This window comes from Nocardia barduliensis, from assembly GCF_013315795.1.
In the GTDB taxonomy this organism is placed as follows: Bacteria; Actinomycetota; Actinomycetes; order Mycobacteriales; family Mycobacteriaceae; genus Nocardia; species Nocardia barduliensis.
In genome coordinates, this window is record NZ_JABLTE010000151.1 from 1 (window position 1) to 14,379 (window position 14,379).

General features: G+C 65.8%; 13 protein-coding genes. 6 read left to right on the forward strand and 7 right to left on the reverse strand.

What is annotated here, in order from left to right:
- Both HOV91_RS35635 and HOV91_RS35640 read right to left on the reverse strand, forming a co-directional pair.
- On the reverse strand, nucleotides 1–559 hold a 559-nt coding region (locus HOV91_RS35635; protein WP_174189614.1), incomplete at its 3' end, for an MEDS domain-containing protein.
- Nucleotides 556–912: an STAS domain-containing protein gene (locus HOV91_RS35640; RefSeq protein ID WP_174189615.1), complete on the reverse strand. Its 357-nt coding sequence runs from the start codon at nucleotides 910–912 to the stop codon at nucleotides 556–558. The genes HOV91_RS35635 and HOV91_RS35640, both read right to left, overlap by 4 nt.
- 412 nt (nucleotides 913–1,324) lie before the next feature.
- Between HOV91_RS35640 and HOV91_RS35645 the strand changes: the two genes are divergently transcribed.
- Nucleotides 1,325–2,161 carry a glutamate ABC transporter substrate-binding protein gene (locus HOV91_RS35645; RefSeq protein WP_174189616.1) on the forward strand — a complete coding sequence of 279 codons (837 nt, stop codon included), beginning with the start codon at nucleotides 1,325–1,327 and terminating at the stop codon, nucleotides 2,159–2,161.
- A 147-nt stretch (nucleotides 2,162–2,308) separates the two neighbouring features.
- Complete coding sequence (locus HOV91_RS35650; protein ID WP_174189617.1) at nucleotides 2,309–3,916, forward strand: hypothetical protein; 1,608 nt, start codon at nucleotides 2,309–2,311, stop codon at nucleotides 3,914–3,916.
- Nucleotides 3,917–4,003: 87 nt separating this feature from the next.
- Here HOV91_RS35650 and HOV91_RS35655 read toward each other — a convergent pair whose 3' ends face one another.
- From HOV91_RS35655 to lpqS, 3 genes are all read right to left on the reverse strand, one after another.
- Nucleotides 4,004–5,320 carry an MFS transporter gene (locus HOV91_RS35655; RefSeq protein ID WP_246351419.1) on the reverse strand — a complete coding sequence of 439 codons (1,317 nt, stop codon included), beginning with the start codon at nucleotides 5,318–5,320 and terminating at the stop codon, nucleotides 4,004–4,006.
- Nucleotides 5,321–5,367: 47 nt separating this feature from the next.
- Nucleotides 5,368–6,495 carry a PLP-dependent cysteine synthase family protein gene (locus HOV91_RS35660; RefSeq protein ID WP_174189619.1) on the reverse strand — a complete coding sequence of 376 codons (1,128 nt, stop codon included), beginning with the start codon at nucleotides 6,493–6,495 and terminating at the stop codon, nucleotides 5,368–5,370.
- 101 nt (nucleotides 6,496–6,596) lie between these two features.
- Entirely contained in the window at nucleotides 6,597–6,983 is a 387-nt protein-coding gene (gene lpqS, locus HOV91_RS35665) for a putative copper homeostasis (lipo)protein LpqS (protein ID WP_312884901.1), read from the reverse strand.
- 100 nt (nucleotides 6,984–7,083) lie between these two features.
- Here lpqS and HOV91_RS35670 point away from each other — a divergent pair, with 100 nt between their 5' ends.
- Nucleotides 7,084–8,910: an esterase-like activity of phytase family protein gene (locus HOV91_RS35670; protein WP_312884902.1), complete on the forward strand. Its 1,827-nt coding sequence runs from the start codon at nucleotides 7,084–7,086 to the stop codon at nucleotides 8,908–8,910.
- 29 nt (nucleotides 8,911–8,939) lie between these two features.
- Here the strand turns inward: HOV91_RS35670 and HOV91_RS35675 are convergent, their stop codons facing one another.
- Nucleotides 8,940–9,416 carry a LysM peptidoglycan-binding domain-containing protein gene (locus tag HOV91_RS35675; protein ID WP_174189621.1) on the reverse strand — a complete coding sequence of 159 codons (477 nt, stop codon included), beginning with the start codon at nucleotides 9,414–9,416 and terminating at the stop codon, nucleotides 8,940–8,942.
- 545 nt (nucleotides 9,417–9,961) lie between these two features.
- On the opposite strand from HOV91_RS35675, the gene HOV91_RS35680 reads away from it, so the two are divergent.
- Both HOV91_RS35680 and HOV91_RS40965 read left to right on the forward strand, forming a co-directional pair.
- Nucleotides 9,962–11,788 (forward strand): hypothetical protein, encoded by a 1,827-nt coding sequence (locus tag HOV91_RS35680; protein WP_174189622.1) that lies wholly within the window; start codon nucleotides 9,962–9,964, stop codon nucleotides 11,786–11,788.
- A 70-nt stretch (nucleotides 11,789–11,858) separates the two neighbouring features.
- Nucleotides 11,859–12,629, forward strand: coding sequence for an AraC family transcriptional regulator (locus HOV91_RS40965; RefSeq protein ID WP_174189623.1), 771 nt, complete (start codon nucleotides 11,859–11,861; stop codon nucleotides 12,627–12,629).
- A 187-nt stretch (nucleotides 12,630–12,816) separates the two neighbouring features.
- On the opposite strand, the gene HOV91_RS35690 is transcribed toward HOV91_RS40965, so the two are convergent.
- Nucleotides 12,817–13,737, reverse strand: coding sequence for a DMT family transporter (locus HOV91_RS35690; protein ID WP_174189624.1), 921 nt, complete (start codon nucleotides 13,735–13,737; stop codon nucleotides 12,817–12,819).
- A 453-nt stretch (nucleotides 13,738–14,190) separates the two neighbouring features.
- Between HOV91_RS35690 and HOV91_RS35695 the strand changes: the two genes are divergently transcribed.
- The coding region (locus HOV91_RS35695) for an FHA domain-containing protein (RefSeq protein ID WP_174189625.1) at nucleotides 14,191–14,379 on the forward strand (189 nt) is incomplete at its 3' end.

Sequence of the window (14,379 nt, forward strand, 5' to 3'; positions counted from 1 at the left end):
GCGGTTGGTTGTAGGACTCGACGATGTGGTCGGGGTCGTAGTCGTCACTGGTTCGCTGGCCGTTGCCGTCGATGAGGACGGGGTGGGTGGCGTGTGCGTCGGCCAAGACATCAGGCGGGAGGCGTTCGGTGTCGTAGGGACACAGGATGCTCACCTCGCGCCCGGTGAATGCCGCGTTGATCAAAGCTTCGTGCTGCACGCACGCTGGATATTCCAGCGCCGAGCGGCCAGCCCAGATGGGTTCGCCGATGATTCGCACCCGCCCGGACCGGTGTTCGTCGGCGAACGCGCGAAGTACGCCGGGGATGATGCGGCCCGGGTTGCGGCCTTCGACGGTCATGTCCATCAGGCGTACCGAGTCTGCGTCGGAGCCGAGTTCGGCGCGCAGGAGGGCCAGCTTCGGCCCGGGAACCGACACCGCGACCGGCTCGCCGTTGGCGAGCCCTTCGCGGATGAATCCGAGGGTGCCCGCCAGGTACTCCTCGGTATCGCGATAGAACAGCGCAGGGTGCACAAAGGGGTCGGTCGCAGCGGCCGACCCAGCGCCAGGAGAGCTCATGCGTGCACTACCTCGATCGTGTGTAGGAAGGGCCAGAACACTTCGAGGACCCGAAGCATCATCGGCGGGGGCCGGTGCAACACGATTCGTCGCGCCCGCGGCGCCTGGCTGGCAGCCTCCACCAGTATCGACGTGCCGTTGACGTCGATGAACGTCAGCTCGGACAGGTCCAGGTGGACGTCCCGGTCCACCTCGACCAACTCCGCGAGAACCGAGCGCCAAGCGTCGCGGGTGGTGAAATCGACGGCGCCCGCGCACCGCAGGCCGGAAGGAGTGCTGGTCGGAGACGTACGCAGGGTCGACGTATCCGACCTCGAGGGACCACGAGGTGGGGTCGACGGTGCGGGATCCACTGCTCACCGGCCTTCCATTGGCCACGACGAAACGAAGCCAGGATATTACGCTTGCTCGCGCCGCCGAACAGCGCCCGGAAGTGCGCCGGGTCCGGACAGGTGAGTGGCGTGTGGAATGACGGCGGTTATGCGGGCTCGTCGGCCAGTGCGCGTTCGGTCGCCGCGGGATGTTCGTTTCGAGGCAGCAGCGGAGTGGTCGCCGACAACAGCGCCCCGGAAATGGCGATGGCGGCACGTGAGCTGGTGGCCGCCGCGAGCAGCCCCCATGCGGGCGTTTACCAGGGTGAAACATGTTTTCCACCAGCGGGAAGGCAGTCGATCCTGGCACCGACACGCCCCGGAAAGATGACGTGTCGTCGGCCCCGGCCTCCGGTCCGGCCGGACAGCTCACCGCGAGAAGGAACAGAATTCGATGAGGATCAACCGAACACTCCGCCTCGGCATCGTGGCGATCGCCGTCACGCTGGTCGCGACAGCCTGCGGTGGCGGCGGCGACGCCGCGACCACCCAAGACCACGTGCGCGAGGGCAAGCTGACCATCGGCATCAAATTCGACCAGCCCGGCCTGGGCTTCCGCGAGGCGGACGGCTCCTTCCATGGCTACGACGTGGAGATCGCCGAGTACGTGGCAGGCAAGCTCGGCGTAGCGCCCAGCGGCATCACTTTCAAAGAGACGCCGACGGCGCAACGCGAGGCGATGATCATGAACGGCGACGTGGACTTCATCGTGGCCACCTACTCGATCACCGACCAGCGGAAAGAGAAAGTCGACTTCGCCGGACCGTACTTCGTAGCCGGGCAGGCCCTGTTGGTGAGACAGCAGACCACCGACATCACCGGCGTCGAATCGTTGAACGGCAACAAGAAGCTTTGCTCGGTCACAGGCTCCACCCCGGCCCAATACGTCAAGGACAACTACGCCAAGGACGTTCAACTGGTGGAGGTGGACACCTACTCACAGTGCATCGATGCTCTGCGCAGCGGTTCGGTCGACGCGGTCACCACCGACGACATCATCCTCGCCGGTTTCGCGGGGCAGGCATCCGGCGAACTGAAGCTGGTCGGCGACACGTTCACCACGGAGAAGTACGGCATCGGGCTGAAGAAGGGCGACCAGCAGACCCGCGCCCAGATCAACGACGCGATCGAGGCGATGATCGCCGACGGTTCCTGGCAGCGAGCGTTCGAGGAAACGATCGGTCCGCTCCGCGACTCGACGTTGACACCGCCCACCGTCGACCGGTACTGAGCTACCGCCGAGCGAGCGTTCGGCACGAGCGCGACTGCCTCCGACCGCGTTGCGCCAAGGCGAATTTCGGGACGTGCCCGACCGGATGAGCTACGGTCGAGCCCGTGCCGGCAACGCGGGCTGTCGACTGGAGGGGGTCGGGGTGGCATGAACAGAGACGTCGCGGCAACCGAGGCCCGCATCTCCTGTCTGGTCGACAACGCGGCCATCATCAACGCGTGCGGCTTGCTGAACGATCCCGCGAGGTTCGATGTCCACAAATTGGCGGATCTCGATACGCTGTGTCAAGCCATTCTGCTGAATGACGGGGTTCGCACACTCGTTGGGCAGAGCTTCCTGAACGGGATGCGATATCGCTGGCCGATCTACCGGAAGTTGATCGAGGCGAGAATTCTCCGTCCGAGGGCGGTTTCCGCGGCCGGCTATCACATCAGCGGTATCGAGCGCATGGATGCGATCGCGCAGGCGCTGGATGTCGACCAACTGATCGCCACTGTGCGAGAGGCATTCGGTAACAAGGTTCCGTGGCGCGGCCCGGACGCTTCGGCACGGAGGGATGACTTCCGGTACGACTTGGTCTACAGCAGGAACCACAGTGATCCGGTCTATTGTTTTCCGAGATCCACGCCGGACACGGGTTCGGGCGACGGTCGAAAGCCTCGGCAGGAGCACGACGGCCGGAGAGATTCTTGGCTTCCGGTCTTCGTGTCACAGACTTTCTACTACGTCGCCGAGGCCGCGGCCGGAACCATCCCCTACTATTGCTCCGGGCTTCGCGTCCCGGTGGTCGCCGCGCTGAACGACGCGGTCAAGGCACGCTTCTTCTCGGTGGTGCACGGCGCGTTGCAGCACGTCGAAAGAGGCGTTCAGATGCAGATTCGGGAGGTGCTCGACTTCCTCGGCGAGGATGCCATCCAGCACATGTACCTGCCGGGCCTTTCCTTCGCTCTGCCGCACATACGTTCGCGTGAAACGTTCATCGACGATTTGATCGCCCTCCGCGGTCAGCCCCAGTTGGTCGAGTTTCGCCGCTGGGCCGCCCTGACCCGGCAAGCGTGGCTGGCCGAGGACATACGGGCGGTACGCCATGCCATCGCCCAGTTGCGTCAGGTCGGCGAGGCGTTGAACGGTGACCGGGCACCAGTGGGCAACGGCACCCTCGCTTTCATTCCGAAGCCCGACCTCGTGCGGAACTTCGACGCGTATCGAGATCCCCGGTCGCTGCGTCAGTCGATGTGCCAGCCGGCGCCCGCATTCCTGGGAGAGGTGGGCGCGGCGCTACTTTCGGTCGGCGAGACCCGAAAAGCGGTCGAGCACCTGATAGAACGACCCTTGACGGAAACGGACATTCGAGCGCTCGGTTCGCTGACCGATAGCAGGTCGACGCTGTATTCCCCCGGAAAAATTTCCCCCTCGACAGCCGCTCAGATCACGGAGATAACCATGGGTGACCGCTTCGACAACATTTCCAACTCCACTATCGTGAACCGCTCGCATGTGGAGGCGTCGTTCCAGCGCATCAGCGACAGCGGGGACACGGATGCCGCCGAGGCCATGCGTCGGCTCGCGGCCATGGTCGAAGAGTCGGGGGATGAGGGGGCAGTCCAGACCTTCGACTCCTTCGCGGAGGAACTCGCCAGGCCGGAGCCACGACAGGGACTGCTGCGAGTGCTGTGGGAAGGTCTGGTCGCAGCGATTCCAGCCGTCAAAGAGTCTGTGGGCGTTGCCGATTCGATCACCAAGTTGTTCGCCTGACCCTGCGCCCCGGGTCTGCGGAACTTCCCGGGAAGGGCGTCGGCAGCCGGGGGCGGAGGGGGTCGGTGAGCGACGGCCAGTTGCGGGTCAGCGTCTGCCGACGGAAGTCTTCGCCGGCTGGTGCCCGCGTCCGGTGTCTTCGAATTCCGCGCTGATCGGTTCCGTACCGATGGCCTCACCATTGCGCGCGCGGTCGCGTCCACCCGCCTCCATCGGGTGAACGTGCTTCTCGTCGGCGGGCTCTGAACGGTCCAGACGATGCAGTGCGAAGGCGGCGACGGCACCGATCGCACTCAGGCCGGCCCACACCGCCCAGTCCGCCCCGGCCGCGCGCGCGGCGCCGACTATTGCTCCGGTAGCGAGATTGCCGACGAGAATGCCGATACCCACGACGGTGTTGTAGAACCCGTAGTGGGTCGCGACGAGCTTCCCGTTCGACAGAGCCACGACGGTGTCCATCTCGAAGGGGAACACCGCCGCTGTCCCCACCGCCAGCAACGCCGCGGCGGCCAGCAGCGCGACCACCGCGGCCGGACCGCCGAACCGGTCCGGAGTGGGAACGACAACAAGCGGCACGAACGAGACCGCGAGAATCCCCAATCCGCCCACCAGGCTTCGCCCGGTACCCCACCTGGCCCGCAACCACGCGGTGATGCGTAGCTGACCGGCGACCGCCACGACACCGGAGATCACGAACAGCGCCGACACCAATGCCTGCGATCGCGCGCCGGCGACGAACTCCGCTTGCAGCGGCAGCGCGAGATAGACCTGGAACGACAGTACGTAGGAACCGATCATCGCCAGTGCGAACCACACGAACCGGCGATTGGCGATCACCGTTCGCCAGTCCTCGAGCACCGAGCTGCGCTCGGCGGGCCTTTCCGCGGGTCGCGTCGGCAGTGCGAACAGCTGCGCCGCCGTAAGGATCGCGAACACGACCGCGGCGACACCCGCGGTGGCCCGGAAGTCGACTGTCATCAGGGCCAGACCGACCAGCGGCCCGGCGAGAATGCCCGCCTGGTAGAAGATGTTGAACATCGCGAAGGCATCGACTCGCCGCTCACCCGCGTCAGCGGCTAGATAAGCTCGCACCGCCGGGTTGAACAGCGCACCGGCGAACCCGGTCGCCGCCGAGGCGAGTAACAGGGCCGGTAGTGAAGTCGCGAACACCAGGAGCGCGAACCCACCTGTCCGCAGCAGACAGCCCACGACGATCAGCGGTTTGTAGCCCAATCGGTCGGCCAGCGTGCCGCCGATCAGGAACATGCCCTGCTGGGAGAAGTTCCGGACTCCCAGTACCAACCCCACGGCCCACGCCGCCAGACCGAGGGGCCCGGCCAGGTATCCGGCGAGGTAGGGCATCAACATGTAGAAGCCGAGGTTGATGCCGAACTGATTGATCATCAACAGCCGGGCCGCCGAGTCGAAGCCGCGAAACTTCGCGAAGATCGTCACTGTGCGCGCTCCCGATCGTGGACGAACTGCCTGGGGTCGATGACGGTGGTGCATCGGGTCCAGGACCGCACAACGCGCTGCGCGGGATGAGCGATCGTGTCCGGCTCCAGTGGGGGAGCCTGGTCGAGCAGGCCGTGTTCATCGCAGTAGGCGTCGTTGTAGACGGTGTCGAAGTAGCGGTTGGGCCCGTCGGGGAAGATCGCCACGATCCGCGCGTCGGCGTCATGGGTCCGGGCCGCCCAGCCCGCGACGAGGGCGACCGCGCCGACGCTCCACCCTCCGGTCGCGTGATGGGTGGCAGCCAACGTCCGGCACGCCCATACCGCCTCCGAAGGCGCTACCCAATGCACCTCGTCGAAGGCGTCGTAGTCGACGTTGACCGGATAGATGCTCGATCCGAGCCCCCGCATCAGCCGCGGACCCGCGGGCTGTCCGAAAATCGTGGACGCCACGGTGTCGACCCCGATCAGCTTCATATCCGGATCGAACCGGCGCAATACCCGCGCGACCCCGGAGGAGTGCCCGCCGGTACCCACCGCGCATACCAGCACGTCCACCCCACCGAGCTGCTCGACCAACTCGAGCGCCAGCGACTCGTAGCCCTCGACGTTGTCCGGGTTGCTGTACTGATCCGGGCACCATGCGCCGGGCTCGGCGGCGAGCAGTTCCGTCACCCGCTCACGTCGGGCCTGCTGCCAACCACCAGTCGGGTGGGGCTCGGTCACCACATCCACCTGCGCCCCGTACGCGGTGAGCATCCGCGCGACGATCGGCTCCAGCCCCGCGTCCGTCACCACGGTGACCGGATGATGGGTGACGATCCCGGCCAGCGCCAGCCCTAAGCCGAGGGTGCCGCTGGTGGATTCGATGATTCGCGCCCCCGGAGCCAGATCGCCCCGCGCCTGCGCGCGGCGCACCATGTGCAGCGCGGGCCGGTCCTTCATACCGCCAGGGTTGAACCCTTCGAGTTTGGCCCAGAACCCGCGCCCCTGGGGCGCCAGCGGCGTACCGATCCACAACACGGGCGTGTTGCCGATCAGCGAGTGTGGGTAGCGGGCAGATCCCGGCGCGCCCACCAGAGCGGCCGAGTGATCGGTGAGTGCGTCGAGCACGACCTTGTCCATGACTGTTGCTTTCTGTATCGAACCGCCCGAAGGCGGCGCAGACGTGAGCAGGCAGCGGTCACCAGCCGACGGCACGACAACGTCGACCTGGCGCTGACCGATCAGCAGCGCGCGATACAGAACTGGATGAGAGTGGCCCGGCCGTCAGCGACGGGTAGCCAGGAAATCGGCGGGCCGCGCACTCCTCCCGCGCTCCCGTCATGGTTTTCGGGGGCGAGGAACGCCGAGGTCAGCGCGAAGATCAGCAGCTGAGGCGCTCTATTCTCCGGTGCGGCACGCAGCACCGACTTGGCGAGACAGTGATCGAAATGGGTCGCGCAGTGGGCGTCCAGCGCACCAGCGGTCAGTGCGTGCGCGTGAGCATCCGCGTGCGAGAGTGCGACATGCTCGACGGCCGAGGCCATCGACATGTGGGTGTGCGCATGCCCACGGGTTATCGAACAATCGGCCATCGACACGACCAGCACCACCGCGGCGAGCAATGCCACCACGGTCGCTGCCCGGCCAAAGCCGACTCGGCCCTGACGCCCCGAGCGGCGGACGCGTCGCGCCGATGCGGCCGCCGGGCCGCCTCGTCCCCGCCGCATCATGTCCACCGCAATTCTCGACACGCCTGCCTTTATACCCCCTACGGGTATATCGAGCAAGTGGGCGCGCATCGATCGGAAGCCGGGTCCAGCGCGCTTCGGCGATCACACAGCGGTCCCGGGGCTTGTCACCGAAGGGGCCACGAGCTCTCGGGAAAATGGTCCGCTTCGGCAGAATGATCGGATGGCTATGGGGATCGACGACTCGTGTTCAGCTCGAGGCCGACTGGTGGTCGGGCTCGGCCGGTATGCATCGCTGGTGAGAACGCACCGAAGTATCCGAAGCGCGCTCGTCATGGTCGTCGTGTGCGCGACCGCCGTGCTGTCCGCTTGCTCGTCGTCGAGTTCGGAGGCGAGCTTCACCGCCATCAAGGATCGGCCTCTGGTCATCTCGCTGGATGAGCTGCTGGCCGGGACCGGCGGCAGCGCCGCGGTCCGGATCACCGATCCGCAGCACGGTACGATCACCCGGCGCCCCGACGGTGCGGTGGTGTACACGCCGGCGGCCGGATACACCGGGCCCGACCGCATCACCGTGACGACCACGGACGCCGTGAAACTCTTCACCACGGATATCCCGCCGCTCGGCGACTTCGGCGGGGTGAGCCTGCAGGGCAGCGGGTACGGATCGGCGTTCACGCCGGTACCGGGATCGACCGACGAGTTCTACGGTCTCACCGACCGCGGTCCGAACGTGGACGGTAAGGGCAAGAACGAGAAGATCGCGCCCGTGCCGAGTTTCACGCCCACCATCGCCAAATTCAAGCTGGCCGGCACCGAGGCGGTGCTGGAAAGCACTATCCTGCTGAAGAATTCGACGGGCCAGCCGTTCAACGGCTTGGTGGACACCTCCGCGGGTACGGGCGAGACCATGCGCGACCTGAACGGCGTCGTCCTGCCCCCCACCGATCACGGCATCGACAGCGAGGGCCTGGTGGCGATGCCCGACGGCAGCTTCTGGGTGTCCGACGAGTACGGGCCGTTCATCGTGCACTTCGACGCCAGCGGGACCGAACTGGAGCGGCTGGCGCCGGGACGAGGTCTGCCCGGGGAGTTCTCGCTGCGCACCCCCAACCAGGGCATGGAGGGGCTCACCGTCACACCGGACGGCAGCACGCTGGTCGGCATCATGCAGAGCGCACTGAGTCAACCGGGTGTCGCGTCGGCGCGTGAAGTGCCCATGACCCGGATCGTGACCGTGGATCTGAAGACCCGGGACGTCAAGGAATTCGTCTATCCGCTGGAGGATCCGAAGCGGAAGCTCGTGGTCTCCGAGATCACAGCGCTGAGCAACACCACTTTCCTGGTCGACGAGCGCGACGGCAACAAACCGCCCGAGGCCGACAAGAAGCTGTGGACCATCGACATCACCGGCGCTACCGATGTCGGACCGCAGGCGAAGGTCCAAGGTGCGCAGTACGATCCGAAACTCGGCCTGCTGGTCGACGGCAAGCCGCTGGAGTTGCTGGTCGGCGCCGTGTCCACCGCCGACGGCGTCGCCGCGCTGCGGAAGGCGGGCATCACCCCCGTCACCAAGAAGTCCAGCCTGGACCTCAGTGGCCTGCTGGACGGCCTGAACGCCGACGGCGGCTTCTTCGGCCACGACAAGATCGAGGGCGTCGCCACCCCCGACGGTGGCAAAACCCTCTACATCGCGAACGACAGCGACTTCGGCATCAAGGCCGCCACCGGCGACCAACCGCCGTTCGGCCTGGAACCTAAACTCCTCGCCAACGGCGTGCAGGACTCGGGTGAGGTGCTGATGGTCGACACCACCGAACTGCCCGCCGAGACGCGGACGAGGACGATCACGATCACCGTGCGGTAGGCGGCGAGCACAGACGGCGCCGCTATCTCCTAGCTTCTCGGGGGAATGATCAGTTCTTGGCCGACGCGAATGACGTCGGGGTTCGCAATGTCGTTCGCGTCCGCGATCAGCGGGAACAGCGTCGCGTCGCCGTAGAAGCGCTTCGCGAGCTTGGACAGCGTGTCGCCGGAGACGACCCGGTACGCGATGCCGGGGATGATCGGTACCTGGCCGATGTGGATTTCGTCGGGGTCACTGATCCCGTTCGCGGCGGCGATCAACGGGAACAGATGTGAATTCTGCGGACGATAGAAATTTCCCGCCAAGCCGGAGAGGGTTTCGCCCGCCCTCACCGTATGCTTGCGACTCACGTCGGGAATGATCAGTACCGTCCCGATTCGTATCGAATCGGGATCCGGAATTCCGCTGGCGACCGCGATCAACTCGAAAAGCGCCGCCTGCCCGTAGAAGCGTTTCGCAATTGCCGACAAGGTATCTCCCGCGACGACCGTGTGGGTGTTGATCATTGGATTTCTCCTTCGGTGGGCCCCGGCGTTCCCGCTCTCGGTGATGTCCGGAAAGCAGCGAATCGCGTCGGGTCGTGAATTGGCAGCATCAGCTTACAATCAGCACACCGGCTATCGAAGTACCGAGTCGATTCCGCTTCGAATGAGGTAGTGCACTACTCGTTCTCGAGTTCTCGGACAGTGCAAAATTGTAGGACAATTCATCGGCAGCTGAGCGGCACCGGAATGGCGCGAGACGACCGGTTCACCGCAGCGGGCCCCGTTCACCGTCGCAGCTCCACATGGACAGATCGGGCGCATCGCGTGCTGATCGACAGCGCACTGCGAAACGGCGCCTTCGAAATGAGTAGCGGACTACTCGTTACCGGGGTGAATGGGCGAATTACGGTTGGTTCGCAATCCAGACGGCAGGGCATCCGAATGGCCGCACGACGGTCCGCCGGATTTTTCGCACGCCGGGATTGTCACTGCGAGGTCAGACGGCGTCCGCTCCCCGACACCGCTCCGGGTCGACCGCCTGCACGGGCACCCCGCGAGGAGGAGATATGGACGCCACAGCGCGAATGCACGTCTTGGCGAGGGACCTTTCCGGAGCCTTCGCGATGGCATCGAGGGGCTCGGAGCCCCAGTGGCAGAACGGCCGGGGCTATCGCCTCCGGGTCGCGCGATTTCTCACCGAGAACGATCGGGTGGCCCGTGCCATCGAATCCGAACTCGGCGAACTGTTCCGCAGGGACCCCGCGCTCAGTCGCCTCGTCAGAGCCACGAGCGGCCGAGGTGGTCGCAATCGTCTCGCGCAACACTTGCGCCGGACGCTGCACGAGCACGCGCACGCGCGAGAGTCGCTGCTGTCCTTGACGCAAGGTGTCGACGATCCCGGCGCGGGCCGCATGCCCACCGGCCACTCGGTGGCGGGGAGCCGGTCGTCGGGGTGGTTCAGCCGCGAAGTCGTCCTGGTGTTGATGAATGTCCTGATCGCCGTCCCGATCGTGTTCGCATTTCTCACGGTATGGGGCGGGTTCGAGCGTCAGAGCACAGCAGGCGACGTGTCCACCGGCGTATTGCGGATCTTCATCGTCTGGGTGCTCTCCTTCCTCCCCAGCTGGTTGTACGTTCGCTTTCTGGGGCAGCGTGCGAGCGCCTTGTGGAGCGAATATGTCATCAATCTTCATCGCCTGGCCGTAGACGAGCCGAAATATCTGCCCCGACCACCGCGATCCTCCGAATTCTATGAAGAATGGCTCGCGGACGGCGGCTACCTCCAGGAGGAGGAACACAATATTTACCGGCAGAAGTTCAACGCCTACTACGGACGCGCCGTGTCCTCCGCGGGCGGGTCCGAGTTCGCGGTCAAGACCGAAACCCTCTTTCCCGTCTTCCTCGCCACGATCGCCTTCGCGACGTGTTGGACGGCAGCCCTATGGAATCTGAACTTCGTGGTGGACCCCAACACGGTGTGGGACATCCTCAAGTTCGGTTTCCTGGGCGCTTACGCGTTCACCGTGCAGAGCCTCATCCGCCGCTTTTTCCAGAGCGACCTCAGGCCGAGCGCGTATGCCTCCGCTCTCCTGCGCATCATCGTCGTCTTCACCACCTTGGTACCGCTGTACCAACTGCTCGACAGCTTCGAAGGCGGAACTCGATCGGCGATCGCCTTCGTAGTCGGGGCCTTCCCGATCGTCGGAATCTACGCACTCCACCGGACGGTGGCGATTGCCCTACGAGCTGCCGTGCCCCAACTCACGCCCGATTATCCGCTCAATCAGATCGACGGCCTGAACGTCTGGTACGAATCCCGGCTCATCGAAGAAGGCATCGAAGACATGCAGAGTCTGGTGACGGCGAATCTGGTCGATGTCATACTCCACACACGTGTTCCACTGGGCCGGCTGGTGGATTGGATCGATCAGGCCCAGCTCTACCTTCATCTCGACCACAGCGAAGTGACACGGCGCGAACGCCGACAGTCCCTGCGCTACGACAACAACCGGTCATCCGAGCGCGCCGCCGAAGAGCCCAGTTGGACAGCGCAACTCAGCGGAAGCCTCGGCCCTGGCGTGCGCGCCGGTACCAAGTCCCGCGTGAAACTCCGGCAACTCGGCATCCGAACGGCAACCGACCTGCTCATCGCGTTCCCGCCCGGACAGGTCGACCCACGCACCCCCACGGAGCCGTCGAGGCAGCAGTTCCAACACCTCGTGCCGGTGGGCATCGACCTCGATCAGATACGCATCCTTGTCAGGGTGCTCAACGAGCACACCGATCTAGTGCTCGTCTGGAACTGGCAGCGCAGGGGCGCGCGACTCCGCACGCCTCAGCCGACGTCGAGTAGAAGACGTATCGACGGACTCGGCTACTCCCAGCCTCTTTGAAGCGCTTACCCCGGATACCGTGGTGGCGCTGGCGCGGGGCACATGGTGCTCGGGCGATACCCTGGCAAGCGTGACCATCGACGCGCTATCGGACCTCCGCAGGACGCCGGTGGCGTGGGCGCGCCCCGGTCACGTCGGCTATATCGGGCCGGATCTCGGCGTCGACCCGCATGCCCCCTCGGTCGCGATGCTCAGCGTCGGCCTGGACGCGCCGCTCGTCCTGCATACCGCGCACGGCCCGGTCCGCACCGGCAGTTCGTTCGCCCCCGCCCGCACGACGCAGCGCATCGTCGCCACGCAGGGATGGATCCTGGCGCTTTTCGTCGACCCCACGGGTGCGTCTGCCGACGCTATAGCAGCCGAGATGACCGCAGCCGCAGGCCCTTTCGGCCTCGCTCATCGGCGAGAGCGTGAGCTTGCCGAGTTGTGCCGCGGCCCCGTGGTCGATCCGGACCGCCTCTACGCCCGAGTCGTCGCCAACCCCGGACCCGTCACCGATCCACGCATCGCCCAGGTCGCCGCCACCATCCGCAGCGACCCGGCCCGCCCTTTCCGCGCCGACCACATCGCCGCGAACCTCGGCCTGTCCACCACCCATTTCCTCCGCCTGTTCACCCAGCAGTGCGGCACGACATTCCGCGGCTATCAGCGGTGGAACCGCATGACCCACACCATCCGCAACGCTGTCACCGGCTACGACCTCACCCGATCCGCCATCGACGCAGGTTTCGCCACCCCGTCCCACTTCAGTGAAACTTTTCGGGACATGATCGGCCTGTCGGCCAGCCGAATGCTGCGCGCCGGTATCCGCTTCGATCTGGGGACCTCGCCTACGTCATAGTGTCAACCGCGATACGCATCAGAAGCCTCGCTGGGCACCACGTGGAAGGTCTGGAAACCCGCCACGTCCGTGTTCCCCCGGCTCGTATCCACGACGAAGGATCGGACGTTCGGGATCGGCGATCGTCCGCTTGTCCGCCAGAACCAGGTAGTAGGGCGCCCGCTGGGCGGCGGCATCGCGTCCAGTGCTAGGAGCTGTCGCTGCGAGACCGGGGCGGTAGCTCCCACTGTGGCGTGCGGTCCGGCGGGGCGCTGGGGGCCGGGACCACGTCGGCGCTCTTGCTGCGCGCGAGCGCGATCGTCGCGACGATCACCGTCGCGAGCGCGACCACCAGCAGTGCGACCAGCGCGACGTCCACATCCAGGTACTCGCCGAGCGCCAGGAAGCCCAGGGCGCCGACCACCACCGGTTCGACGACCGTCGCCGCCGGGAACGACGCGTGCAGACTTCCGGCTTGGTACGAGTACTGCTGCACCACCGTGGCGGTGAGGCCGACGACGATCAGCGCGTACGTCTCGGCCGAGGCCAACACGGCGTTCGCGCCGCGATCGGCGGTGGCCATCACGCCCTTGACGAGCACGGCGGCCAGCCCGAACAGCGCACCGGACACCAGGGCCAGCAGTACCGCCCTGCGCGGGCCCGGCCAGGCGCGGGCGCAGAGCAGCACAGCGGTGAACAGGGGGACGGAGATGAGACCCACGATGACCCAGTGCAACGTTTCGGCGTGCGGCTGGCCGGGGCGGGGGTCGCCGACGACCACCAGAATCGCGATGCCGGTGGTCAACGCCAGCGCCCATGCCCAGTCGGCGCCCGATACCGACCGTCTGTTGAGCCACGCACCGAGTGGCAACACGAACAGCAGCGACAGCACCAGCAAAGGCTGCACGAGCATCAACGCGCCCCGCCCCAGGGCGGCTGCCTGGAAGGCGAACCCACCGAGGCCGACGAACGTCCCCAGCCACCAATCGGGGGAGCGGAGCAGACCGCCCATGACCGAATCCGGCGTGTCGGCCATTCGTGCGGCGGCACGCTGTCGGATCACCGCACCGAGCGCTATGCACACGGCCGCGCTCAGGGCGAAAACGACGGCGACCTCTGAGGAGGGCACGCCTCGTAGAATACTCCGCCGCGTTCGGCCGGAATATGCCGCGCGGACCCTGCGTGCTCCACCGAAAGGGCGGTGGTTCCCGTCGTGTTATCAAAATGGAAGGTGATTCACATCCTCCTTCCGACTGTCGGCGCAGAGGCCGAGAAATGGCCGAATTGGACGCGGGCCGAGGAAACGAATCGGCAAAAATTCTGGCTCGATTTCGCGTTCAACCATTTGTCCGCCCGCCCGGTAAACTATTTCGAGTCCGGCCCTTGATCTTCGTCGCCCGGTGTGATCAGGGGACCTGCTCAGCGGTTTCTCCACTGGGTGTTCTTCCACTTGCCACGCATGTTCGCACTGGTCAGAGGGGGTTTCAGGAGCGTGGTACGCCGTTGGCGGGCATGGACCGTGACCGAAGGAATGGTGGCCGACTATTGCGGCGACAATGCGGCTAAGTCGTATACTCGCGCTATGGCGGATGGACGGTCGTCCACAGATCTTCCCGACGCACCGGTTCTTGTGGTGCAGACGCGAGAACGCGTCTATCGGTTACGCGCCGGGGGCGCATATAATGTCGGTCGCGATGCCGCAGCGGACATCGTGGTGAACGATCCGCGTGTGTCGTCGTTGCACGCCGTTCTGGAGCGGGGCTCGGGTGGG